This is a genomic window from Cardiobacterium sp. (assembly GCF_057314735.1).
The window spans coordinates 32038-55746 of sequence record NZ_DBHKZK010000072.1; the positions used below are offsets into that span (position 1 = coordinate 32038).

The following is a 23709-nucleotide window of genomic DNA, read 5'->3' on the forward strand; positions in this document are numbered from 1 at the left end:
ACCAGGAAAAAACCATGAGCCTTTACGACAACCCGCTTCCCCCTGCCGACTACGCTGCCTACCTTGCCCTGCGTGAGGAAATGCTCGCCCTCGCCCTGCCGTACCTCGGTCAAAGCCTTGAGCGCCAGCAAGCCTTGCAGGAAGTGGGGTGGCATCTCGAATCCATTGACTTTGACACGGCGACCGTCCGCCTCGGCGAAACCGTCTGCCGCGTGCAATTCATCGGCCGCGAAGACAATGGCCGCTGGCAATGGGCGTGGGATGACCCGCCCGGCACTTACCCGGCAGAAGCCTTGTGCGATGCCCTGCAGCTCAAAGCCTACGGTGAGCAGCACGGCATCGAATGGCTGACCCGCAGTGGCTGGCCGATAACCGCATACGGATTCGCATACGGACAGCGTGATGCCCTGCGCGCCCTTGCTGTCATGCTTAACCATGCCGACGGCTACGACACGGAAAACGCCCCATACCTCCTCAAGGAACGCCTGCCCAATATGGGACAGGGCAGGTTGCTGGTGACGGTTTACCTGCCCCAGCCTGCGCAGACGCCGCCGCGCAGCAAAGAAAGCGTCACAGAAATCGTTGATAAAATTGTTGATATCCTTTGCCGCCGCCCTAGGACATCAACCGCCATTGCAACCTACCTCGACAGCCTGCCGCCAGAGTTGCGCCCGGAAGCTACCGATATAGAAGTGCCGCAGCCGTGGCGAAAACCGGCGCACATTGATTACTTCCCGGAAGCAAGCACCGTCTTCAGCGCCGCCCAACCCTGGCTGGAGAAACACCTGCTGCCGCTTGTCAGCTTTGACCTTGCCTCGCTCGACCCGGCACTGGGCGACGTCCGCCTGCATTTCCTCAAGCCCGTCGAGCCCTACAACAGCTACATCGGCGATAAGGCTTGGGCGACACACACCGACTACTGCTGCGAAAACTGGCTCTGCTTCCACCTTGAAGACGACGGCACCTACCGCTTCCTCGCCGAAGAAGACTACTTTATCGGCGAGAACGCCGCCCCGGACGCCCAAAAATACTTCGCTGAAGTGCGCGCCAGCTACCAGCAAATCAAACAGTTTTACCGCGAGAATGGCGTTGTCGTCGAATGGCTCGATGACAACAATCTGCCGCGTTTCGGCGGCCCGCCCAGTTTTCTGTCCCCCTGTTATTACGGAAACTGGTCCACCACAGAGCCGCCAGCGGCGTTTACTACCGAAGACTACGACAACTGGGGCAAAGAAGCGGACATCCGCTACCAGGGCAGGCGCTTCATCTGCATCGCGGCAGATGCCGGCTACGACTGGGGCGAAGGCGGTGCCGATACCATCTACCTCCTCTACGAACCGCACAGCCGCCTCGTGCTGATGACCTTTGACTACACCTGAACCAACCGGAAACCCCGTGGGGAGTCCGTATGGTGGGTCTTGACCCACCACAACAAAACACTTCAGTTTTCAACGGTGGGGCAAGCCCCACCCTACGATTCTGCCGCTTACACCCACCCCCGAAAACCTGACCCCGTCACCCATGAAAACCCCGTTCACTGCCGCCCTGCGCCTTGCCGCCTTTGCCGCCGTCACCTTTATCGGCGTCAGCATCGCCTGGTTTGCCGCCAAAAACTGCATCGAAGCGCAACAACACGGCGCGAAAATCGCACAATACCGCGAAATCAACCCCGACATTGACCCGGCATTGCTGGAGCACGGCGAAAGCGTACCAATCGGCGACGAACCCGCCGAGCGCTACACCGCCGCCGACGGCAGCACCTACTACCAAATCAGCACCCACAAAGGCTACAACGGCGAAATCGCGCTGCTCATCGGCATCGCCCCCGACCACGAGACCCTGCTCGGCGTGCGCGTCCTCGCCCACAAAGAAACGCCCGGCCTCGGCGACAAAATCGAGGCGCGCATCGACCCGTGGATACTGCAATTTGCGGGCAAAAGCCTCGCCAACACCCGCCTCGCGGTGAAAAAAGACGGCGGCGACATCGACAGCTTCACCGGCGCGACCATCACCCCGCGCGCCGTCACCAACCAGGTGGCCGAAGTGCTGCGCGCTACACAAAAACAGCCACAAAAACCGTAGGTTGGGTTATGGGCTGTTTACAATTCAGATCTCCCTCCCCTGCAGGGCGAAGCCCGCAGCGGGGGAGGGGTGGGGTGGGGGTGAGCGATATTATTGATGAACTGAAATTCCAATTTTTCAATTGATTGCTGCCCTTACCCCCCCTCTCCCAGAGGGACTGGAACAGCTCGCGCAGCGAGAGAGGGGCTTATCTGCCGAATTGTAAACAGCCTCTAGCACGCAGCGCGTAACCCAACAAACCGCAGCAAATTTCACACTTCCCCGCCCTTTCCTGCCCTGCAGGCGGGATTGAATGACAAACCGCCGTACAACCCCGCATCACCAACCCAATCGCAAAAAGCCATGACTCCCGAAACCCGCAAAACCCTCGCCAACGGCCTTTGGCACAACAACCCCGCCCTGGTGCAAATCCTCGGCCTCTGCCCGCTGCTCGCCACCTCGACCGACACCATCAACGCCCTCGGCCTCGGCATGGCGACCATCTTCGTCCTGACGCTGTCGAACGTCCTCGTCGCTGCCACCCGCCGCTGGCTGCGCCCGGAAATTCGCATTCCCGTCTTCGTGCTGCTGATTGCGGGCGCCGTCACCGTCGTCGAAATCCTCATCCAGGCGCTCGCCTACCCGCTCTACCAGTCGCTTGGCATCTACCTCGCGCTGATCGTCACCAACTGCGTCATCATCGCCCGCGCCGAAAGCTACGCCGCGAAAAACCCGGTGCTGCCCGCCGCCATTGACGGCGCGGCGATGGGCGCGGGATTCGCCTGCGTCCTCGTCGCCCTCGGCGCGCTGCGGGAAATACTGGCGAACGGCACCCTGCTCGCCGGTGCCGACCGTATCTTCGGCCACGGCATCGACCTCACCATCCGCCTCTACCACAGCGACAGCCATTTCATTCTCGCCGCGCTGCCACCCGGCGCGTTCCTCTGCTACGGCCTGCTGATTGCCGGAAAAAACCTGGTCAATGCGCACTTGCAACGACGTAAAATGAAAAAGCCCGTTTCCGCGCCTTCCCGGTAACAGGGATGATTCCCTTCTGGAGGACGGGAGGCGCCTGAACGGGAGAACGTTGACTAATACATCAGCACAGGAGCAGTGCCATGCAAACTTTCCAACAATTCAAGCAAGAATTTGCCCAATTTGAACAGGACGTATTGACGCTCCAGCTCAATCAGGAAACAGAAAACCGGGAATCCGTAAGATACAAAATTATAAAATACAGGGAAAAGGCGTCAGAATATTATAAGTTGCTGCGGGAATACCGAAGGCTGGAAGGTGAAAACGCGGCTAATGAGATAAAAGAGCTGCAAGAGCGCCTGCAGGCGATAAGAATTAAAATAAACGAAATTAATTATATCGATAGCCAGTTAGACAAAAAAACACCGTTTGACAGAATCCGAAACTTTGCAACACTATTGCTAGGTTATTTGCCATTCTTCTCCTTTTTAGGCTTGTCTCTTTTATTTGTATATTTGAAACAGATAGATTTAAATGACAGCTTCTATACAATACTTTCAGAAAGCAGTGGTATTATTTTCTTGTTGGTTGCAGCCATTTGGATAAGCGCGTTTAATTTTCTAATTCCGTATTACCTTTCATTTTTGAGAATGAATACAACAGAAAGCCAAAGCATAATAAATAAAATCATGCAAAATAAATACTTCTTTTATATATGGTATTTGTCGTCTGTTTTTGTATTCTCCTGCGCTTCTTATATTCCCTTGTTACACCCTTTATGGCTTTCAATATTCCCTGCATTTTCTTGGATGATATTCTCTTTTTTCTTTCATTTGATTTTTGTGAAAGTATATAAACTCAAAAACCATGAAGGCAAAATATTAATGCCTGTTATACTCTTTGGCTTGTGGGTGGCAAATATATTTTTTGTTACAGCCGCATTTAATACTTATATAGATTATAGCAACAACAAAAACTCCCGATTGGTTGATTTTGAACTCTTTTTTACTGCTGTTGGCTTTACTCAACCTCATCCTTATTACTTCAAACTTGATGAATCCTTTGTTAAAAATATCAATAACAAGGAGCTTTCGCTGCTAAGAAAAAAATATCCCGTTATCATGGATGGACGTGAAAGTTACCATGAAAGCTATCTCTACGGCAGGATAATGGTCGATCTCAAGGATATAAAAATCCTTTGCTCGGTAAAAGAAGAAAATGGTAGCCGTTTTTGTCACAGATTCTCTGGCAGTGACTTGCAGAGAATGGACTGGATTACGGATGAAGCACCCAAACAGGCCGAACAACCTGCGCAGATACCGATTATCCGCAAACTCCTCCGTTTTTTGTCTTCCTGCAAAGGCTGAAAACGACATCCAACTCAAAATAGAACCCGCCATTGGCGGGTTTCCTTTATTAGACCTCTTTCCAAACCATGCAAAGGCATACGTTTTTTGGAATTTGTATCTCTGCCCCCACCCCGGCCCTCCCCCACGGGGGAGGGAGCCGTTCTGCGGCAGATTCAAATAACAGCTGCCATATCACATATGGATAGTTATGAAACTGTTGCTATTTTTGCAGCCAATGAGTTCCCTCCCCCTGTGGGGGAGGGTTAGGGTGGGGGCAGCAGACAACAGCTCGGCAGGTTTGGAATTTTGTCGGGTTGCCGTGCAAGTTATGGTTTGGAAGGAAGTCTATTCAAATTTCAAGGCGTATAGGACAAAATTTTGAACAGGTTTTGAGGTTTGTGGTGGATGGCTATATCAGAGAAAACCGGTGCAGTACTTTCAATAAAAAGCCCCGCATGGCGGGGCTTTTGTCATGCCGGAAAATTATTTTTTCGGATAGACCATGTTTTCCGGGGCGATAATGCGGTCAAGCTCTTCTTTGCTGAGGAAGCCTTCTTTCAGCACGATGTCGTACACCGAACCGCCGGTGTGCAGCGCGGTTTTGGCGACGTAGCTGGATTTTTCGTAGCCGATGTAGGGGTTAAGCGCAGTCACCAAGCCGATGTTGGACAGCACTTGTTCGCGGCAGTGTTTTTCGTTGAGCTCGATGCCGTCCACGCATTTTTCGGCGAAGGTGCGGCAGGCGCGGGAGAGCATCACCATCGCGGTGAAAAGGTTGAAGGTAATCACCGGCTCAAAAACGTTGAGCTGCAACTGCCCCGCTTCGGCGGCGAGCGCAATGCTGTGGTCGATGCCGAGGACGTGGAAGCAGGTTTGGTTCACCACTTCGGGGATGACCGGATTGACTTTGCCCGGCATGATGGAGCTGCCCGGCTGGCGGTCCGGCAGGTGGTAGTTCGCCAGCCCCGCGCGCGGCCCGGAGCTCAGGAGGCGCAGGTCGTTGGCGATTTTCGAGAGACGGGTGGCGATGAGGCGCAGGTTGCCGGAGAGGTGGACGTAGCCGCTGGTGTCTTGTGTCGCCTGGATGAGGTCTTCCGCGGTGTGGTAGGGCTTGCCGGTAAGGGCGGCGAGGTGGCGCGCGCAGGCGGCGGCGTAGCCTGCCGGAGCGTTCAGGCCGGTGCCGATGGCGGTTGCGCCCATGTTGATTTCGTAGAGGCGGCGGCGCGGTTCGTCCAGACGCTCGATTTCAATCGCAATCATGGTGGCGAAGGCGTTAAATTCCTGCCCGGCGGTCATCGGCACGGCGTCTTGCAGGTGGGTGCGCCCCATTTTCAGTTTGTCGCCAAATTCGCGGCTTTTGCGCGCGAAGCTGTCGTGCAGCACTTGCAGCGATTTGATCAGGCGCTCGATGTAGGCATCCAGCGCGACGTGCAGCGCGGTCGGGTAGGCGTCGTTGGTGGACTGGCCGTGGTTGACGTGGTTGTTCGGGTGGCAGTACTGGTACTCGCCTTTTTGGTGGCCGAGCAGCTCCAGCGCGCGGTTGGCGATGACTTCGTTGACGTTCATGTTGGTGGAGGTACCCGCACCGCCCTGAATCATATCGACGACGAACTGGTCGTGCAGGGCGCCGGCGAGGATTTCGTCGCAGGCGGCGACAATGGCGTCTTTGATTTTGCCATCGAGCGCGCCGACTTCGTGGTTGGCGAGCGCGGCGGCTTTTTTCACTTGCACGAAGGCGTTGATGAAGGTGTCAAACTGGTGCAGGCGCACGCCGGTGATGTTGAAATTCTCAAAAGCGCGCAGGGTTTGCACGCCGTAGTAGGCATCAGCGGGGACGTCGCGGTCGCCCAAGAGGTCATGTTCTTTGCGGGTGTTACTCATGAGGGTTCTCCTTGTTAAGTTTTGTGTATTTTAACTCTTTTTTCTGTGAATTTCCCGTGATTTTATCTCGCATTTTTGTGGTTTTTCGCTCTCTGCGGCAGTTACTGGCGTGAAAAAAGCCAACCTTACGGGGTTGGCTTGTGGATGGCTGTGATGTTTGCAGGCTGTTCATGCCGATGATGTCATGGAGGTAGCAGCGTTTAACGACGTCGCCATTTTTGTATAAAGATAAAGAGTGCGGCGAGCAGCAGGTGGTAGGTGACCGCGACAAACAGCGCGGTGAGCGGGGCAAAGCGGTATGCGCTGTCGTGGTTGTAGTCTTGTGCATCCAGTATCAACTGGAGAACCCGCAGCCGCATGGCGGCGAAAAACAGCAGGTAGCAGAGGGCGATGGAAATCAGCCAACACGCCGTTTGTGGCAGACGCCTGCCGTAAACCAGCTGGATAAGGAAGGGCGCCAGCAGCGCGAGAATGAGCGGGAATGCGTAGGGGATGAACATCGTTTGCGGGTAGTTTCAGGCGGATGTCAATGGGGTACCCACAGCGCGCGCACGGTGTCTTCGTAGATGGCGGCGAGCGGGGCGAGGTCGGCAACGGCGACGTGTTCGTCAATCTGGTGCAGGGTGGCGCTGTCGGGGCCAAATTCGACGGTCGCCGCGCCGTGTTTGGCGAGGAAGCGCGCGTCGGAAGTACCGCCGCCGGTGTCCAGTTGCAGCGTCTCGCCGGTGTGGCGGGCAACGGCTGTGCGCAGCGCGGCAATTAGCGCGGGATTTTCCGTGAGGAAGGGTTCGCCCGACAGTTTCCAGCGGTATTCAGCGCGGATGCCACTGCCTTGCAGGGTATCTTCAACGAGCGCTATCGCCTGCTGTTGCAGGCTGGCCGCATCGTGTTCGGTGTTGTAGCGCCAGTTCGCCTTGCAGCTTGCGCTGGCGGGGACGACGTTTTCCGCGCCCGTCCCGGCAGCGAGGTTGCTCACCTGAAAGCTGGTTGGCGGGAAATGGGCGTTGCCATCGTCCCAGCGGGTGGCGGCGAGGCGGGCGATAACGGCACCGAGCGCGTGAATCGGGTTGCGCACGTTGGCCGGGTAGGCGACGTGTCCCTGTTTGCCGTGCAGGGTGAGGTGCAGATGAAGCGAGCCACGGCGGCCATTACGGGCGCGGTCGCCGAGGCGGGCGGCAGTGGAAGGTTCGCCGACGATGCTGTAATCAATGTGGACGCCTTCTTGCGCGAGTTGGGCGAGGACGGCTTTGGTGCCGTGAGTGCCGTCGCCTTCTTCATCGCTGGTGAGTAGCAGCGCGAGGGTGCCGGGGTGCGGCGCGGCGGCAAGGCGCTCCAGCGCGACGGTCATCGCGGCGACGCCCGCTTTCATGTCGGCGGCACCGCGGCCATAGAGTTTGCCGTCGCGGATGACAGGCTCGAACGGCGGCGATGTCCATGCCGCTTCGTCGCCGGGCGGGACGACGTCGGTGTGTCCGGCGAAGGCGACGAGCGGCGCGCCGCTGCCGTGTGTCGCCCAGAGGTTGTCGGTGTCGCCGAGGCGGAGGGGGCGGATGGTGAAGCCCGCCGCTTGCAGGCGCGCAGCGATGAGCGCCTGGCAGCCGGCGTCGTCCGGGGTGATAGAAGGGCGGCGGATGAGCTCTTGCAGCAGGTCGAGGGTGGGGTTCATGGGGTTTCCGGGTGAATGAAAGGCGGTAGTGTAGCGGGCGGCGCGGATTGCCCCAAGTGTATGGCAATCATCACCAAGCCCAAAGCGGCGCATTCGCGCAAAGGAGGAAACCGCTTTTGCGGGCAGTCAGCGTTAACAGCACCGCACCGTTGGCTACGCCTGGGGCTGTTTATGTCGTTCTGAATGCGGTCGCTGTGCGCTTTCTCAGAACTTGTTCAAAATCCCCCCTGCAGGGCGAAATAAACCGCCACTTGAGCGGCTGTTTGCGTTTGAGCGGTTCAGGGAGCTGAATATGGTGAAAACAACGAATGTGCCGGAGGGGCATTTTGGCAACTTGAAGCGCAAACTAGGGCGTCATCATAGGGTCTGGAATTGAGCGTAACATTAAGTTTATAAAGGATTATTTTGCAAAAAATCGTAAGCCAGCCTGAATTTTGTTCTTTACGCCTCAATTGCAAACAGGCCCAGCCGATATTCCACAAAAAACACAGTAAAAACAATCTATAAAACCACGTACATAAATCCGCTTGACAATTCTCCGGCAAAAGCCGAATGTACGCGCCTTTCTGGCGACAAGGATGCGCCAAACGAATTTTGCCAGCGGGCAAGATACTGTCGTAATCATGCGTTGGGTTTCGGGAGTTTGAGAGTAAAACGCATGAATACAAAGGAAAAAACATGATCAACATCTACGTTGGCAACCTGTCCTACCAAGCCTCGGAACAAGAACTGCGCGACCTGTTCAGCACACATGGCGCCGTTAGCAACGTCACCATCATCAAGGATCGCGACAGTGGCCGCAGCAAAGGCTTTGGCTTCGTCGAAATGGACGACAACAACGCCGGACTGCGTGCCATTGACGCGCTGAACGGCAAAGACCTCGGTGGTCGTCCGCTGAAAATTAACGAAGCCCGCCCGCGCGAAGAGCGTCCGCGCCGCGATCGCTTCGGTGGTGGCCGCGGATTCGGCGGCGGTGGCAACTGGTAAGCCGCAGTAGCACAAAAAAGCCCGCAATCGCGGGCTTTTTTGTTTGGTATAGTCATCCACCGAAAGTTTCAGACAAGGCGCGTCGCCGAAGGCAGTACGCTTTTGTACGGCGAGGCGACGCAACACAGTATGAGGTTTTCGGTGGATGGCTATAATGCTCCAAGCAGCAAACGCCGGTCGTCCATTCATGCCCGACCCGCACGAATCTCTGTCTATGCCAACAAACTGCCGTACAGAATTTTGTTTTGCCGTCGCCAACCGCCCAATAAAAACGCCGCATCACGCGGCGTTTTTTACATCGGCAGGGCTTCAGAACACTTCGCTCTGCGCCTGGTAATTGCCGCGCTGCCATTTTTCCAGTTGGCGGCGGGCGGGGGCGATGCCTTGCGCGGCGGCGCGTTGCCACCATTGTTCGGCTTCTATCAGGCTTTCTTCGACGCCGAGGCCTTCGCGGTAGAGGTTGCCGAGTTGGTATTGTGCCTGCGCGTGGCCTTGCAGCGCCGCTTTTTCGTACCACTGCGCGGCGCGGCGGTAGTCCTGCGCAACGCCCTGGCCAGTCTCATACATCAGGCCGAGCTGGTATTGCGCGTCGGCGTTGCCCTGTTTGGCGGCCTGCTCGAAGCTGGCGGCGGCCTGTTGTGCGGCGTAGGTAAAGTGGTTTACGGCGCGGCGGTAGCCCGCGTCGTCTTGTTGCAGACCGTGGTTTTCGCGGCAGGTGAGGTTGGGGTAGTACCAGGCGTCGTTGTCGTTTTCGGCGGCGATGGGGTCTATCCACAGGTCTGCCGGGCGGGTGGCGCTCTCGGCGGGTGCCGGTTTCGGCGCGGGATTGCGCTCGATCCAGGCGAGGCTTTGCTGGTACTGGTCAAGGATGTCCCAGCCTTCGCGGTGCTGGATGCCGAGCGGGTAGTAGTTGAGGTCGCCGTCGAAGGTCATGTCGTAGTAGGCACCGTCTTCGGGCGGTGTGCTGCCTGCGGTCTGGTGATACCAGTCAGTCAGGACTTTTTCGGCGAGGTAAACGAGGTATTCGGCGGCGCTCTCGTTGCCCTGTTCGGCGGCGACGGCGAGCCAGTAGCGCGCCATGTTGTCGTCTTTGGCCACGCCAAGCCCCTTGTCGTAGAGGAGGCCGAGGCGGTATTGCGCCTTGCTGTCGCCCTGTTCGGCGGCGCAGCCGTACCATTCGGCGGCGAGTTCGGCGTCTTGCGCCACGCCCCGGCCGCGTTCGTACATCATCGCCAGGTTGCATTGGGCTTTGGCGTAGCCTTGTTGGGCGGCTTTTTCGAACCAGCGCACGGCGCGGCGGTCGTCCTGGGTGACGCCGTTGCCGTGGAAGTAGAGGTTGCCGAGGTTGAATTGGGCTTCGACGTCGCCTTGTTGTGCGGCCTGCACGAACCAGAAGGCGGCGCGGCGTTCGTCCTGCGGCACGCCCTGTCCGGCGATGTAGAGGTTGCCGAGGTTGAACTGTGCCTGTTTGTCGCCCTGGGTGGCGGCGCGCTCGAACCAGTAGGCGGCCTGTTCGTCGTCGATTTCGACGCCGCGTCCCTGGCCGTACATCCAGCCGAGGTTGCATTGCGCGGCGGCGTAGCCCTGTTCGGCGGCTTTTGTGTACCACTCAACGGCGCGGCGGTCGTTCTGCGCGGTGCCGCGGCCGTTGGCATACATCCAGCCAAGACGGAACTGCGCCGCGATGTCGCCCTGTTGCGCTTCTTGTTGGGCGAGTGCGTAGGCTTCAAGGTCGTGTGCGGTTTCGGGGTCGGTGTTTTTCTTTTTGGTCAGCGGCAATTTCACGCGGGTCTCCATGCTTTTTCTGCTGATGTTGTGCGGCTTATTGTCGCAGCATTGTTTGTAATCCGGCAAAGAAATCTTCGTTTTTTTTCTGCTCTTGCACCGGGTCGGGCGGGGTGCGGCCATCGTGCCATTGCACGCCGTCGGCGGGCAGTTCGTCGAGGAAGCGGCTCGCTTCGGTAGTTTGTAGTTCGGCGCCGCGCCGCCGCGCTTTGGCGTAGGACAACAGCAGCGTTTCTTTGGCGCGGGTCATGCCGACGTAGAGCAGGCGGCGTTCTTCGCGCTCGCCGTCGTCGCTGTCCATGCTGTTGCGGTGCGGCAGCAACTCTTCTTCGCAGCCGGCGATGTAAACGACCGGAAATTCCAGTCCTTTGGCGCTGTGCAGGGTCATCAGCTGGATGGCGTCCTGCTCCTGCTCCTGGCGGTCGAGGATGTCGAGCAGCGTCAGGTGCTGCATCAGCCCGTCCAGCGTCTCAAAGCGTTCTTCTTGCAGCTTGGCAATCCAGGCGCGCAGTTGCTCAATGCGTTTTTGCCGCAGTTCGATTTTCGCCGGCGCCTTGTGCAGCTCAAAGAGGTAATCGTCATATTCGATGTCGTTGATGACGCGGTTCAATATTTCCAGCGGCGGTTCGCTTTCGCCGTCGCGCTGCATCGCTTGCAGCCACTGGATGAAGGTTTGCAGGCTTTGGTAGGGCTTGCCGCCAATTTCGTTGGCAAAGCCGATTTCGCCAGCGGCAACCGATAGCGCAACGTGCCGCCGCGCCGCGTATTCGCCCAGTTTGGCGAGTGTCGCCGCGCCGATTTCCCGCTTCGGCGTGTTGACGACGCGGAGAAAGGCGGCGTCGTCGTCGGGGTTGTTGATGAGGCGCAGATAGCCGAGCAGGTCGCGGATTTCGCTATGCTCAAAGAAGCTGGTGCCGCCGCTGATTTTGTAGGGCAGGCTCAATTCGCGCAGTTGCTGCTCAAACTGCCGCGCCTGGAAGTTGCTGCGGTAGAGGATGGCGAAGTCGCTGTTTTTCTTGTTGTCGCGGATTTTGCGCAGGTAGATGTCCTGCACGATTTGCTCCGCCTCCGCCTCGTCGCTGCGCGCACTGATGACGTGCACGCCTTCGCCGACGGTGAGTTCCGACCACAGGGTTTTTTCGACCACGTGCGGGTTGTGGGCAATGAGCGCGTTGGCGGCGGCGAGGATTTGCTGGTGGCAGCGGTAGTTCTGCTCCAGCTTGACCGTTTTCAGCGCCGGATAGTCTTCGTGCAGATGGGCGATGTTTTCCGGGCGCGCGCCACGCCAGGCGTAAATCGACTGGTCATCGTCGCCGACGGCGGTAAACGCCGCGCCCGCGCCTGCGAGCAGTTGCAACAGCGCGTACTGGCAGTCGTTGGTGTCCTGGTATTCATCGACCAAGAGGTAACGCACGCGGTGTTGCCAGCGCTCGCGCACCGTGTCGTTCTCCTTCAAAAGCGCCAGCGGCAGGGCAATGAGGTCGTCAAAATCGACGGCGTTGTAGGCGTGCAGCCGCTGGTCGTAATGGTGATAGATGTGCGCCGCCAGCACCTGCGCCTCGTCCTGCGCCAGCGATTTCGCCGCTGCGACGCTGATGTTGGCGTTCTTGTAGGCGGAAATCTGCGCCTGCAACTGGCGCACCATCGCTTCATCCTCCTGCTTGCTCAACTCCTTTACCAGCGTCGCACCGTCGCGCGCGTCAAAAACGGTGAAATTGCGGCGCAGCCCGGCGGCGAGATGCTCCTTCTGCAAAATCTCAAGACCGAGGCGGTGAAAGGTGGAAATGTGCAGGCCGCGCGCCGCCTTGCCGAGCAGCGCCCGCACCCGTTCGCCCATCTCGCGTGCCGCCTTGTTGGTGAAGGTTAGCGCGAAGATGCCGTTCGCCGGATAGCCCGCCGTGCGCACCAGCCAGGCGATTTTTTGCGTAATCACGCCAGTCTTGCCGCTGCCCGCGCCAGCGACGACGAGCAGCGGCCCGCCGAGGTAACGGACAGCTTCGGTTTGTTGCGGATTGAGGGCGGGAGGGATGGCGGTCATGGATGAAGCAGGCGGTGTGAGCGGGCGGGCATTTTATAGCGGGGGCTGGTGCCATGCACGCCCGCGCGGTATGGGTCAAGAACGAAATGGAATAAGCGCAGGCATTGCCGCGTGCTACATTGCCGACACCTGCAACGTCCGCCGTTGCAGGCATTTTCACCACAAACCGGGAGTAACCATGCACCAGACCATTCACCCCAAATCCTTCTATTACGGTTTCCCTGTCATCCTGCTCACCACCTGCGACGCGGCCGGTGCGACCAACATCACGCCGATTTCTTCCAGTTGGTGCCTCGGCGACAACCTTGTCATCGGCCTGTCCACCAACAGCAAGGCCTTTGAAAACCTGCAAGCGGTGGCAGAGGCAGTGATTAACCTGCCCGATGACAGCCTCTGGGCGCAAGTCGAGGGGCTTGCCACCCTGACCGGCAAAAATCCTGTACCGGAGGCGAAGCAGGACGCTTACCGCTACTGCGCCGACAAATTCGCCGCAGCCGGCCTCACCCGCCAGGCGGCAGAAACCGTGCGCCCGGCGCGCATTGCCGAATGCCCGCTCCAGGCGGAAACCACGGTAGAAGCCATTAACGAACGCGCGGGATACGCCATTATCGAGCTGAAAATCCGCGCCATTCATGCGGAAGAAGCGCTGCTGTTCGCGCCGGACAAGGTCAATCCTGCCGCCTGGCATCCGCTGATTTACAACTTCCGCCACTATCAGGGACTCGCCCCGATGCAAGGCAAGAATTTCCGCAGCGAGATTTGAAATGCACCATAAAAACCCCGCCACGGCGGGGTTTTTGCTGGCGGAATCGCGTTTATTTGCCGCGAATGCGGCGCCAAAAAGATTTCAGGGTATTGCTGATTTCTTCCATAAACAACAAACCGGAAAGGAGCAGAAATTCTTGCAACGTCCAAAGAAGCGGCTTTGCCCATTGCCCGGTAAAGCTGGCGATGACCAGGTAATAAGCCACCGTCATCAGTAACAGCGCGAGGAAATAATAGCGTTTGCGCAGCGGTTTAAGCTGGTTGCATATTTCCACGGGAAGCATGAGGACAATAAAGGCAATTGCGTAGCCACCGAGAAATAGCAAATTGTTCATGGTGATACTCCTTGTCTGATTTTCTTCCATTTGCGGATTTTACTGCGAAAGGTTTTGCATGGTGCGACGGTATTGATATGCAGCCATTTCCATACCGGCCAATTCGCGGGTGTGGACGATGCCCATTGCCGTTTTCCGGGCGTAAACAGCGCGTCTTCATCGAGCGATTCAATCAGGGCAATGATTGCCGCGACATTTTCCGCAAATTGTTGTCGTAATGCTGCCAGCGATTGCTGTGCATAACGTTCATAAAAATATTGGTACAGCGCGCCAAGCTGATTCCAGCGGTAATCGGGATGCGGGGTCGAGACATCAACGCCTTGCCGGTTGGCCGCTTCCCATTGCTGAATCAGCTGCATCTAGCCGATTTGATAGGCAAGCATTTGTGCGGGTGTTCTCTCTACACTTTCTAACAACAAATCCTTGTCAGCTTCGGCGACCGTTTGAAATTCATCGCAAAAGTGCTTGGCGTGTAACTCGATTTCGGCGATGAGTGCGGCTTTACCGGGGTAGGTTTGCATCATTTTTTTGCGGTATTAAAAACCCCGCCGCAGCGGGGTTTTTTGATATTAGCGATGCTCGCTGATTTTTTCCTTGTGCTTGCGAATCTGCTTGTCCAGCACGTCTGCCAACAAATCTATGGCGGCGTACATATCTTCATGCGAGGCGTCGCCGTGGATGGTTTTGCCGGAGGCGAGGTGCAGCGTCGCTTCGGCAATTTTCAGATGGTTTTCGGCGCGCAGGGTGATTTGCGTGCTGGTAATTTGCTGCATTTCCAGCTTGCCGAGTTTTTCTTCTACATAACTCCGAACTGCATCGCTAATGTCGAGATGTTTGCCGGTGATGTTGTAGTTCATCATCCACTCCTTTCTGCTTGGGTTAATGGGCGATTCGTACCGTAGCAAATCGTCACCGCGCCTGCAAGTCTTTCAGAAAATGCCTTTGAGCCACGTGATTTGCGCGCCGTCAATGCAGACGGCATCGAAGCGGCAATCGGGCGGCTGCGGGTGGTGTTGCTGCAAATACGCGAGCGCCGTCTTGCGGATTTTCGCCTGTTTCGCGGGCGTGATGCTGGCGGCGGCGCTGACCTGGCTGCCCGCGCGCCGCGAGCGCACTTCGACGAAGACCAGCACCGCGCCATCGCGGGCGATGAGGTCGATTTCGCCGTAACGGCTGCGGATGTTGTTCGCTACAATGGCAAGCCCCTGCGCCTTGAGGTAAGCGGCGGCGCGGCGTTCGCCCGCCTGGCCGCGCAGGAGGTGCGGCGCGAGTTTTTTGAAGAACATGAGGATTTTTGATGAGTGGTGTGCTGTTTGTGGTGGCGACGCCGATTGGCAATCTGGAAGACGTGAGCCAGCGCGCGCGCTCGGTGCTGGAATCGGCAGACATTATAGCCTGCGAGGATACGCGCCATAGCCGCCGCCTGTTGGACGCCTATGGCATTGACCGCCCGCTGCTGGCGCTGCATCAGCACAATGAGCGCGGTGCGGCGCAGGCGCTATTGCAGCGTTTGCAGGAGGGCGCGAATGTGGCACTGGTGAGCGATGCCGGCACGCCGCTCGTCTCCGACCCCGGTGCGCTTTTGACGCGGCTCGCGCATGAGGCGGGCATCCGCGTCTGCCCCATCCCCGGTGCGAGCAGCGTGATTGCGGCGCTGTCGGCGAGTGGCCTGCCTGCCGACCGCTTCCAGTTCGCGGGTTTCATTCCGGCAAAGGCGGGCGAACGGCAGCGTTTTTTCACGGAATTTGCCACGGCGACACAAACGACGATTTTTTTTGAAACGCCGCATCGCATCGCGGAATCGCTGGCGGCGATGGCGGAAATATTCGACGGCGAACGCCGCCTGGTGGTCGCGCGCGAGCTGACCAAGCAGTTCGAGCAGGTTGCCCCGCTGACGGTCGCCAGTGCGCCCGCATGGCTGGCGGAAGATGACAACCGCCAGCGCGGCGAGTTCGTCTTGCTGCTGGAAGCGGCGGCGGTAAAGCAAGCCGCCGGTTGGCAACCGCTGGCGGACGATTTGCGCACCGCCGGGCTGTCGGCGAAAGACACCGCGACGCTGGTCGCCAAACACACCGGCGCGAACAAGAAGGCGGTGTATCAGTATTTGGTTGAGCATCCGGCGGGGTAGTTCTTCGTTCGCGGTGGTATCCACCCTGCGCTTTGGGCGGTGTTTACATACAGGGTAGCGAGGTTGGTGTATGTATAGCCATCCACCGAAAGTTTCAGACAAGGCGCGCCGCTGAAGACAGTACGCATTTGTACGGCGAAGCGGCGCAACACAGTATGAGGCTTTCGGTGGATGGCTATATATGTGAAACGGGAGGCGGCAGTTCGGGCATCGCCGCCGGATGCCATCATCATCGGCATTGCTGTCAGTGGACGGTGCGCCAAGGCGCACCCTATGATCGCTGAAAAAACCCCTGTTATTCGCCCACAAAAAACCCGCCATTTGGCGGGTTTTTTAGCAAGCGGTGCTGAACTGTCAGAATACCGGGGTGTAAGCGGCTTGCGGGTTGGCCTGGTCGATCGCCTTGATGTAGATGGCGACGCGGCGGTCTTGCGGGTTGTTCTGCGCGGTGGCGTATTGTTCGCCGTAACCCTGGACGACGAAACGCTGCGAGTTGATGCCCTGTTGCGCGAGGTATTGCGCGACGGACTGGGCGCGGCGTTGTGAGAGTTGCATATTGTGCTGCTCGCTGCCGCTGCCGTCGGTGAAGCCGTACACGTGAACGACGGTTTCCGGATACTGTTGCAGGGTTTGCGCGATGCTGCCCAGCGGCTGGTAGAAGTTCGGCTTGATGACGGATTTGTCCACGTCAAACAGTACTTCGCTCTGGATGTTGAGCTGGATGGTGCTTTCGTTGACGCGTTGTACCTGCACGCCGCTGTTGGCGACCTGCTGCTGCAGTTGTTCCTGCTGGCGGTCCATGTAGTTGCCAATCGCCGCCCCGGCGAGGGCGCCGGCGACCGCGCCGATGTAGCGGCCTTTGTCGTCGTCGATTTGGTGGCCGACCACGCCGCCGGCGAGCGCGCCGATGGCGGTTCCCATCGCGGTGGACTGGTTGGCCATGCCGCCGAAGCCGCCGCCACCGGCGGTTTCGCAGCCTGCGATCAACATCGCCGATACGCCTGCGAGCAGGCCAATTTTGCAGTTTTTCATGGTTTTATCTCCGTTGGATTGCGACCGCGGCATGATAGCGATTCCCGCCGCCCCCGTCATTAAAGCTCATTCACGCGGGCGTATAATTCCGCCGTCCCCGCAACCCGCTCAACATCATGCTTACCCCCGCCTGGCGCGGCGTCCTCTGGGCGCTGTTTGCCACTTTCAATTTCGCCCTGATGGGCGTGCTCACCAAAATCTGCGCGCAGTCCTTCCCGTACCAGTCGAATGAACTCGCCACCTGGCGCAATCTGCCCGCCGTGTTCGCCCTCGGTGCCTATGCCCTGCTGCGCCGCCAGCGCTTCTCCACCCGCCTGCTGCGCGCGCATATGGTGCGTAGTGTCTCCGGTGCGAGCGCCAGCCTGATCCAGTTCTACACGCTGACTATCTTGCCGCTGGCAACAGCGGTTACTCTCGGCTACAGCTCCGCCATTTTTATTGCGCTTTTTTCTTTCCTGCTGCTGCGCGAACGCATCACCCGCCGCACCCTCGCCGTGCTGGTAATTGGTCTTTCTGGCGTTGCCATCCTGCTGCGCCCCGGTTTTAACAGCGGCCAGGCGTGGGGACTGTCCTGCGGTCTCGTCGGCGCCGCCGCGACCGGGCTTGCCCACCTGCAACTGCGCGAAATGAGCGCCACCGGCGAACCCGCCTGGCGCATCGTGTTTTATTTTTCGCTGGTGAGCACCCTGATGAGCGCGCTGATTGCCACTTATCAAGGCTGGCACGGCATCGAGCTGCGCGCGCTGCCGTACCTGCTCGGCATTGGCGCGAGCGGCCTCACCGCGCAGATTGCCATCACCCGCGCTTACGCCGTCGGGCGGAAATTCACCATTGCCGCGCTGTCCTATCTCACCGTCGTTTATTCCGTGCTCATCGGCCATTACCGCTTCGGCGAAACCCTCGGCGTGCAGGAAATGGCGGGCATCGCCATCATCATCGCCGCCGGACTGCTCAGCATCGGCCCGAAAAACGCGGGCGGCACGCGCCCATCCGCGTCACAATCATGACGGACGACCGCATCCTGCTGCACACCAGCACCAGCCTGCTGCGCGCCTGCACACGCCTGCTGCCCTTCCACCTGCTGCTGGCCGCCCTCGGCGGCTGGCGCGCGCACGGCCTCTGCGCGGTCATCGCCTGGACGCTCATCACCCTGAGCCTCGCCTGGCTCCATTGGCGCATCGCCTTCGACGCTGCCATCTTCCGCCGCTGGCTGGCGGTGCCGGATAGCGACGGTTTCGACCGCGCCCTGCACACCCTGCGACTGCGCCGTCCGCGCCAACCTCCACCCACCTTGCCGCAACGCTGCCGGGGCGCAGCACGCCTCTGTCGCCAACTGCTGCTGATGACGCTGGTGCAGGCGGCGATGACGGCGGTGCTGCTCAGTCGCCACGCACCGCCCTGACCAGCGGCAGCATCGCATAACGCAGGCGCAAACCCCAACTGCTGCTCCAGCCGCTGGTGGCGAGGCGAATCTGGCCGTTTTCGACAATGGCGACGGTTGGCGTGGCGACGATGCCGAAGGCGGCGGCAAGGCGGCCGTCCGCATCATTGACCACCGGCAATGACCAGCCGTGTTGTGCCAAATACGCGGCGACCGCCGCCTCGCTGCCCGAATGCAGGGCAACGCTGACCACCGGATAACCGCGCGCCTGCAAGGCGGCGATTTGCGGCGTGGTGTGGCGGCAGATACCGCACCACGTCGCCCAAAAATAGAGGAATACCGGGCGTTCGGTGTGTTGCAGGTCAAGCGGCGTGCCGTCGGTGGTGACAAGCGGCAGCGCCTGCAAGCCGCGGCTGTCCGGCCAGCGATAAATATCGACGGCGGTGATGATGACCAGCGCCAGCGCCAGCGTGCCGAGACCGCGCAACAGGCGGCGCCACAATGAAGGTTTTTCTTTCATGGATGCTCCTGCGCCAACAGCGCCTGATAATGCTGCAACTTCGCCGCCAGATGCGCCTGATGGTCGGTCAGCCGTGCCAATTCCGCCGTGAGCGCCTGCTGGTGCGCGAGCAGCAATTCATAACGCGCCGCCAGTGTCGCCTCGCCGCCCGCGCGCAGCCGGGCAAATTCCTTGATTTGCGCGAGCGGCATATTGGTTTCTTTCAGGCGCAGGATGAACGCCAGCCAGGCGGCATCGCGCTCACTGTAAATGCGGTAGCCGTTGCCGTCGCGGGCAGGCGCGAGCAGCCCTTCCTTCTCATAAAAACGCAGCGTATCGGCGCTGAGACCGGTCAGCGTCGCAAATTCCTGAATGTGATACACGGAAAAAACCCTTGCTTTGGAGTGGACTCCAAAGCATATCCTCACCGCCCCATTCACAACAAGGAGCAAACCATGCTTGACCCGGAACTGCTGCAACGCGGCCACGCCACCCTGAACACCATCGACGGCGAACAGGGCGAGGCGGTGATGAGCGCGCTGGCCGACATCGCCCCCGAGCTGGGGCAATACATCATCGGCTTCGCCTTCGGCGAGATTTACAACCGCCCGGCGCTCGACCTGCGCCAGCGCGAGCTGATAACGCTGGCCGCACTCGCCGCGCAGGGCGGCTGCGAAAAACAATTGCACGTCCACATCCACGCCGCGCAAAACGTCGGCCTCACCCGCGCGGAAATCATCGAAACCTTTATCCTCTGCGTGCCGTATCTCGGTTTCCCGAAAGTGCTGAACGCGATATTCGTCGCCAAAGAAATCCTTGCCGAAAAAGACGGATAAACCGCCATCACGCGCGCATAAAAAAACCGGGTTTAATAACCCGGTTTTAACCAATGCGCAATCAGCCTTTGGCTTCTTCCGCATCTTCCTTCTCGTCGCCACCATTGCTGTTGGCGCTTTCATTCATGCTTTCGATCGCGGTCTTGCAGAAGTTGTCCTGCTGGTCGGCGGGAACCGCGGCAACCTGATCTTTCACGATTTTCATCGCCTGATCGCTGTAGCTGCCTTCTTTCTTCATGTCTTCTTCCATCTTCTTGTAATAGTCATCACAAGAACCGGCGAGGGCGGCTGCCGGATAAGCGGCGGCGATGAGCGATGCGATCAGAACTTTTTTCATGGGGGTTTCCTTTATTCAAGTTGAAGGGATTAAATGTCGGAAGCGACGGGCAAATACTACCACGGCGCGCGCAGCCGTCACCATACACTTTATTCAGTGGTTTTTTGCGACGGGGCAGGGCAGGGCGGCCGCTATAATTGCCGCGCATTCATTATCGGAGAACACCATGCAAACCTTTGACCTTATCTGCATTGGCGGCGGTTCCGGCGGCATCGCCACCGCCCGCCGCGCCGCCGAATACGGCGCCAACGTTGCCGTCATCGAAAGCGGCCGCCTCGGCGGGACGTGTGTAAACGTCGGCTGCGTGCCGAAAAAACTGTTCTGGTACGCCGCCAACACCGCCGAAGCCCTGCGCGATGCGCCACGCTTCTTCGCTGACGTGCCGGAAAAAATGCCCTTCCGCTGGCAGGCCTTCAAAGCAGCGCGTGACGCCTACATCGCCCGCTTAAACGGCATCTACGAAACCAATCTCGACAAAAGCGGTGTCACCCTCATCCGTGGCTTTGCCCGCTTCGAAAGCGCCGACACCGTGCGCGTCGGCGATGCCCTGTACCGCGGCAAACACATCGTCATCGCCACCGGCGGCCAGCCGACCGTTCCCACGCACATCGAAGGCGCGGCGCGCGGCAAAACCTCGGACGACTTCTTCGCGCTGGAGCACCAGCCACAGCGCGCCGTCATCGTCGGCGGCGGTTACATCGCCTGCGAAATCGCGGGCGTGCTGCAAGCGCTGGGTACGCCGACCGACATCGTCATCCGTGGCGAGCGCCTCTTGCGCGCGCAAGATGCCGACATCGCCGAAACCCTGGCCGACGCGATGACCGCGCAGGGCATCACCATCCACCGGGGCGCACAAGTGGCGCGCGTCGGCGACGACGGCACCGTCACGCTCGACAACGGCACAACCCTCGCCGCCGACTTCCTCCTTTGGGCGATGGGGCGCCGCGCCAACACCGGCCAACTCAACCTCGCCGCCGCCGGGGTGGCGACACGCGACAACGGCGACATCCCGGTCGATGCCTGGCAAAACACCAACGTTCCCGGCATCTACGCTATCGGCGACATCACCGGCGCGGCAGAACTGACCCCGGTCGCCATCGCCGCCGGCCGCCGCCTCGCCGCCCGCCTGTTCAATCACCAGCCGGACGCGCACCTGGATTACGAAAACATCCCGACGGTGATGTTCACCCACCCGCCGATTGGCGTTGTCGGCCTCGATGAAGCCGCCGCGCGCGCGCAATACGGCGCGGAGCAGGTCAAAACCTATCGCGCCGGCTTCTCGCCGATGGCGCGCGCCTTCGCCGCCCACCCGGCGAAAACCCTGATGAAACTCGTCTGCGTCGGCGCGGACGAAAAAATCGTTGGCATCCAGATGATTGGCGACGGCGTCGATGAAATGCTGCAAGGCTTCGCCGTCGCCGTAAAAATGGGCGCGCGCAAGGCGGACTTCGACAACACCGTCGCCATCCACCCGACCAGCAGCGAAGAACTCGTCACCCTGCGCTGAGATACATACACCAACCCCGCTACCCTGTATGTAAAACCATTGTGTAGGGTGGGGCTTGCCCCACCGCGCTGACACGACTGCGGGAACAAATGCTGAAAAACTGCGCCGTTCTGCCCCCTCCCCCCGTGGGGGAGGGGCGGGGAACCCATGAAAAAAGCGGATGCCTTTTTCATGGGTTCCCGGGGTGGGGTTAAGCATTGCCGCCGCCGATGTCGTTTTTGGACGGTGGGTCAAGACCCACCCTGCAACCGATACATACACCAACCCCGCTACCCTGTATGTAAAACCATTGTGTAGGGTGGGGCTTGCCCCACCGCGCTGACACGACTGCGGGAACAAATGCTGAAAAACTGCGCCGTTCTGCCCCCTCCCCCCGTGGGGGAGGGGCGGGGAACCCATGAAAAAAGCGGATGCCTTTTTCATGGGTTCCCGGGGTGGGGTTAAGCATTGCCGCCGCCGATGTCGTTTTTGGACGGTGGGTCAAGACCCACCCTACAACCGATACATACACCTTCCCCGCTATCCTGTATGTAAAGTCGTTGTTGTAACCCCCACCCGCCAAACCCAAGGAAAAAAACGTGAGCCTTTACGACAACCCGCTCCCGCCCGCCGACTACGCCGCCTACCGCGCCCTACGCGAGGAAATGTGCGACCTCGCCTTGCCATACCTCGGCCATTGTCTTGAGCGTCAGCAAACCTTGCGGGAAGTGGGGCGGTATCTCGAATCCATCGACCTTGACACGGCAACCGCCCGCCTTGGTGAAACCGTCTGCCGCGTGCAATTCATCGGTCACGGAGACGATGGCCGCTGGCAATGGGCGTGGGACGATCCGCCGGGTACCTACCCGGCAGAAGCCTTGCGCGACGCCCTGCGCCTCAAAGCCTGGGGCGAGCAGCACGGCATCGAATGGCTGAGCCGCAGCGGCTGGCCGATGGCCGCATACGAACAGAATGATGCCCTGCAGGCCCTTGCCGTCATGCTTAACGATGCTGACGGCTACAACACGGAAAACGCCCCATACCTCCTCAAGGAACGCCTGCCCAATCCGGGGCGGGACTCAATGCTGCTGATGACGGTTTACCTGCCCCGGCCGGTGCAGACGCCGCCGCGCAGCAAAGAAAGCATCACAGAAATCGTTGATAGCCTTTGCCGCCGCTATAAGGCTTCAGCCGCCATAGCCGCCTACCTCGACAGCCTGCCGCCAGAATTGCACCCGGAAGTGGCTGAGATAGAAGTGCCGCAGCCGGGAAAACGCCCGGCACACATTGACTACTTCCCGGAAGCCAGCACCGTCTTCAGCGCCGCCCAGCCCTGGCTGGAAAAATACCTGCTGCCGCTCGCGAGCTTTGACCTCGCCTCGCTTGACCCGGCGCTGGGCGATGTCCGCCTGCATTTCATCAAGCCCGTCGAACCCGACAACGGCTGCATCGGTGACGAGGCCTGGGCGACACACACCGACTACTGTTGCGAAAACTGGCTCTGCTTCCACCTTGAAGACGACGGCACTTACCGCTTCCTCGCCGAGGAAGACTACTTTCTCGGCGAAAATGCCACCCCGGACGCCCAAAAATACTTCGCCAAAGTGCGCGCCAGCTACCAGCAAATCAAACAGCTTTACCGCGAAAGCGGCGTGGTCGTCCAATGGCTCGATCACTACAATCTGCCATGTTTCGGTGGCCCGCCAATTTTTCTGCCCTACTTCTACCAGGGCAACTGGTCCACCATAGAGCTGCCAGCGGCGTTTACTACCAAAGACTACGACAACTGGGTGGTGTCCTAAAATGTATGCTGATAAACGAAGGGCAAACAAAAAGCAACGGAGACACGGTATATTTGAGTTGTGCAAATTCAAATTACCATTTGCTGTCCCCGTTGCCGTGGGCAGAATATAAAGCGAAACGGCAAATCCGGCAACAACAAGCAAAAATACCTCTGCAAAGCCTGTGGCAGGCAGTTTGTTGGTGACCACAACCTTGACTATCGGGGCTGTCATTCCGGTGCAGACAGGCTAGTTTGGCAGATGACCGCCCGTTGCTGCGGCATCCGCGATATTTGCAGCATTACCGGCTACAGCCGCGGCAAGGTTCAGGCGGCGGTGGTGTCCTAAAATGTATGCTGCCTCAAACAAATCCGTAGTTGATATAGA

25 protein-coding genes and 1 pseudogene are annotated in these 23709 nt (G+C 59.1%); 13 read left to right on the forward strand and 13 right to left on the reverse strand.

All coding sequences use genetic code 11. The annotated features are described in order from the left end of the window. The first annotated feature begins 14 nt into the window (after nucleotides 1-14). The 4 genes from ACO54Z_RS10925 to ACO54Z_RS10940 all read left to right on the forward strand — a co-directional run bounded on the left by ACO54Z_RS10925 (nucleotide 15) and on the right by ACO54Z_RS10940 (nucleotide 4403). A complete protein-coding gene (locus tag ACO54Z_RS10925) occupies nucleotides 15-1379 on the forward strand; it encodes a DUF6882 domain-containing protein (RefSeq protein ID WP_485997037.1) in 1365 nt (454 codons plus the stop codon). Between the two features lie 142 nt (nucleotides 1380-1521). Then, a complete protein-coding gene (locus ACO54Z_RS10930) occupies nucleotides 1522-2082 on the forward strand; it encodes an RnfABCDGE type electron transport complex subunit G (RefSeq protein WP_485997038.1) in 561 nt (186 codons plus the stop codon). 342 nt (nucleotides 2083-2424) lie between these two features. Continuing rightward, on the forward strand, nucleotides 2425-3099 hold the full coding sequence (locus ACO54Z_RS10935; protein ID WP_485997039.1) for an electron transport complex subunit E: 675 nt from the start codon (nucleotides 2425-2427) through the stop codon (nucleotides 3097-3099). An 80-nt stretch (nucleotides 3100-3179) separates the two neighbouring features. Beyond that, on the forward strand, nucleotides 3180-4403 hold the full coding sequence (locus tag ACO54Z_RS10940) for a hypothetical protein (protein WP_485997040.1): 1224 nt from the start codon (nucleotides 3180-3182) through the stop codon (nucleotides 4401-4403). A gap of 465 nt (nucleotides 4404-4868) precedes the next feature. Here the strand turns inward: ACO54Z_RS10940 and aspA are convergent, their stop codons facing one another. The 3 genes from aspA to dapE all read right to left on the reverse strand — a co-directional run bounded on the left by aspA (nucleotide 4869) and on the right by dapE (nucleotide 7932). Further along, entirely contained in the window at nucleotides 4869-6266 is a 1398-nt protein-coding gene (gene aspA / locus ACO54Z_RS10945) for an aspartate ammonia-lyase (protein ID WP_485997041.1), read from the reverse strand. A gap of 200 nt (nucleotides 6267-6466) precedes the next feature. Then, nucleotides 6467-6766, reverse strand: a complete 300-nt coding sequence (locus tag ACO54Z_RS10950) for a hypothetical protein (protein ID WP_298079605.1) — start codon at nucleotides 6764-6766, stop codon at nucleotides 6467-6469. 26 nt (nucleotides 6767-6792) lie between these two features. After that, nucleotides 6793-7932 carry a succinyl-diaminopimelate desuccinylase gene (gene dapE / locus ACO54Z_RS10955; RefSeq protein ID WP_485997042.1) on the reverse strand — a complete coding sequence of 380 codons (1140 nt, stop codon included), beginning with the start codon at nucleotides 7930-7932 and terminating at the stop codon, nucleotides 6793-6795. Nucleotides 7933-8610: 678 nt separating this feature from the next. On the opposite strand from dapE, the gene ACO54Z_RS10960 reads away from it, so the two are divergent. Further along, nucleotides 8611-8919 carry an RNA recognition motif domain-containing protein gene (locus ACO54Z_RS10960; RefSeq protein ID WP_298079607.1) on the forward strand — a complete coding sequence of 103 codons (309 nt, stop codon included), beginning with the start codon at nucleotides 8611-8613 and terminating at the stop codon, nucleotides 8917-8919. A gap of 309 nt (nucleotides 8920-9228) precedes the next feature. On the opposite strand, the gene ACO54Z_RS10965 is transcribed toward ACO54Z_RS10960, so the two are convergent. Continuing rightward, nucleotides 9229-10716 carry an SEL1-like repeat protein gene (locus ACO54Z_RS10965; RefSeq protein WP_485997043.1) on the reverse strand — a complete coding sequence of 496 codons (1488 nt, stop codon included), beginning with the start codon at nucleotides 10714-10716 and terminating at the stop codon, nucleotides 9229-9231. 25 nt (nucleotides 10717-10741) lie between these two features. After that, nucleotides 10742-12742 carry a UvrD-helicase domain-containing protein gene (locus tag ACO54Z_RS10970; RefSeq protein ID WP_485997044.1) on the reverse strand — a complete coding sequence of 667 codons (2001 nt, stop codon included), beginning with the start codon at nucleotides 12740-12742 and terminating at the stop codon, nucleotides 10742-10744. A gap of 178 nt (nucleotides 12743-12920) precedes the next feature. Between ACO54Z_RS10970 and ACO54Z_RS10975 the strand changes: the two genes are divergently transcribed. Further along, a complete protein-coding gene (locus ACO54Z_RS10975) occupies nucleotides 12921-13505 on the forward strand; it encodes a flavin reductase family protein (protein ID WP_485997045.1) in 585 nt (194 codons plus the stop codon). Between the two features lie 52 nt (nucleotides 13506-13557). Here ACO54Z_RS10975 and ACO54Z_RS10980 read toward each other — a convergent pair whose 3' ends face one another. The 4 genes and pseudogenes from ACO54Z_RS10980 to ACO54Z_RS10995 all read right to left on the reverse strand — a co-directional run bounded on the left by ACO54Z_RS10980 (nucleotide 13558) and on the right by ACO54Z_RS10995 (nucleotide 15128). Then, nucleotides 13558-13842 (reverse strand): hypothetical protein, encoded by a 285-nt coding sequence (locus ACO54Z_RS10980; protein ID WP_485997046.1) that lies wholly within the window; start codon nucleotides 13840-13842, stop codon nucleotides 13558-13560. Beyond that, a pseudogene (locus tag ACO54Z_RS10985) lies at nucleotides 13839-14366 on the reverse strand (ClbS/DfsB family four-helix bundle protein). Before ACO54Z_RS10985 ends, ACO54Z_RS10980 begins: the two are co-directional and overlap by 4 nt. Before the next feature lie 45 nt (nucleotides 14367-14411). After that, nucleotides 14412-14699, reverse strand: coding sequence for a ribosome hibernation-promoting factor, HPF/YfiA family (gene hpf, locus ACO54Z_RS10990; RefSeq protein WP_048715618.1), 288 nt, complete (start codon nucleotides 14697-14699; stop codon nucleotides 14412-14414). A gap of 72 nt (nucleotides 14700-14771) precedes the next feature. Beyond that, on the reverse strand, nucleotides 14772-15128 hold the full coding sequence (locus tag ACO54Z_RS10995) for a YraN family protein (protein WP_298081116.1): 357 nt from the start codon (nucleotides 15126-15128) through the stop codon (nucleotides 14772-14774). Between the two features lie 11 nt (nucleotides 15129-15139). Between ACO54Z_RS10995 and rsmI the strand changes: the two genes are divergently transcribed. Then, nucleotides 15140-15970 carry a 16S rRNA (cytidine(1402)-2'-O)-methyltransferase gene (rsmI, locus tag ACO54Z_RS11000; protein ID WP_485997047.1) on the forward strand — a complete coding sequence of 277 codons (831 nt, stop codon included), beginning with the start codon at nucleotides 15140-15142 and terminating at the stop codon, nucleotides 15968-15970. Between the two features lie 354 nt (nucleotides 15971-16324). Here rsmI and ACO54Z_RS11005 read toward each other — a convergent pair whose 3' ends face one another. Beyond that, nucleotides 16325-17002 carry a YiaD family glycine zipper/OmpA-like lipoprotein gene (locus ACO54Z_RS11005; protein ID WP_485997048.1) on the reverse strand — a complete coding sequence of 226 codons (678 nt, stop codon included), beginning with the start codon at nucleotides 17000-17002 and terminating at the stop codon, nucleotides 16325-16327. A gap of 116 nt (nucleotides 17003-17118) precedes the next feature. On the opposite strand from ACO54Z_RS11005, the gene ACO54Z_RS11010 reads away from it, so the two are divergent. Then, nucleotides 17119-18009: a DMT family transporter gene (locus ACO54Z_RS11010; RefSeq protein WP_485997049.1), complete on the forward strand. Its 891-nt coding sequence runs from the start codon at nucleotides 17119-17121 to the stop codon at nucleotides 18007-18009. After that, nucleotides 18006-18404 (forward strand): hypothetical protein, encoded by a 399-nt coding sequence (locus tag ACO54Z_RS11015; RefSeq protein ID WP_485997050.1) that lies wholly within the window; start codon nucleotides 18006-18008, stop codon nucleotides 18402-18404. The genes ACO54Z_RS11010 and ACO54Z_RS11015 overlap by 4 nt, the downstream gene beginning before the upstream one ends. Here the strand turns inward: ACO54Z_RS11015 and ACO54Z_RS11020 are convergent. Together ACO54Z_RS11020 and ACO54Z_RS11025 are read right to left on the reverse strand one after the other, a co-directional pair. Continuing rightward, a complete protein-coding gene (locus ACO54Z_RS11020; protein ID WP_485997051.1) occupies nucleotides 18382-18903 on the reverse strand; it encodes a protein disulfide oxidoreductase in 522 nt (173 codons plus the stop codon). The two genes, ACO54Z_RS11015 and ACO54Z_RS11020, sit on opposite strands and share 23 nt — an antisense overlap. After that, nucleotides 18900-19265, reverse strand: coding sequence for a MerR family transcriptional regulator (locus tag ACO54Z_RS11025; protein WP_485997052.1), 366 nt, complete (start codon nucleotides 19263-19265; stop codon nucleotides 18900-18902). Before ACO54Z_RS11025 ends, ACO54Z_RS11020 begins: the two co-directional genes overlap by 4 nt. A gap of 72 nt (nucleotides 19266-19337) precedes the next feature. Here ACO54Z_RS11025 and ACO54Z_RS11030 point away from each other — a divergent pair, with 72 nt between their 5' ends. Further along, entirely contained in the window at nucleotides 19338-19718 is a 381-nt protein-coding gene (locus ACO54Z_RS11030; protein WP_485997053.1) for a carboxymuconolactone decarboxylase family protein, read from the forward strand. A gap of 61 nt (nucleotides 19719-19779) precedes the next feature. Here the strand turns inward: ACO54Z_RS11030 and ACO54Z_RS11035 are convergent, their stop codons facing one another. Beyond that, nucleotides 19780-20055, reverse strand: a complete 276-nt coding sequence (locus tag ACO54Z_RS11035; protein ID WP_485997054.1) for a cell surface protein — start codon at nucleotides 20053-20055, stop codon at nucleotides 19780-19782. 166 nt (nucleotides 20056-20221) lie between these two features. On the opposite strand from ACO54Z_RS11035, the gene gor reads away from it, so the two are divergent. From gor to ACO54Z_RS11050, 3 genes are all read left to right on the forward strand, one after another. Beyond that, nucleotides 20222-21562 (forward strand): glutathione-disulfide reductase, encoded by a 1341-nt coding sequence (gor, locus tag ACO54Z_RS11040; protein ID WP_485997055.1) that lies wholly within the window; start codon nucleotides 20222-20224, stop codon nucleotides 21560-21562. 578 nt (nucleotides 21563-22140) lie between these two features. Then, nucleotides 22141-23343 (forward strand): DUF6882 domain-containing protein, encoded by a 1203-nt coding sequence (locus ACO54Z_RS11045; protein WP_485997056.1) that lies wholly within the window; start codon nucleotides 22141-22143, stop codon nucleotides 23341-23343. 60 nt (nucleotides 23344-23403) lie between these two features. Next, the gene (locus ACO54Z_RS11050; RefSeq protein WP_485997057.1) at nucleotides 23404-23670 is read left to right on the forward strand and encodes an IS1/IS1595 family N-terminal zinc-binding domain-containing protein; all 267 of its coding nucleotides are present in this window, start codon (nucleotides 23404-23406) and stop codon (nucleotides 23668-23670) included. The last annotated feature ends 39 nt before the right edge of the window (nucleotides 23671-23709 follow it).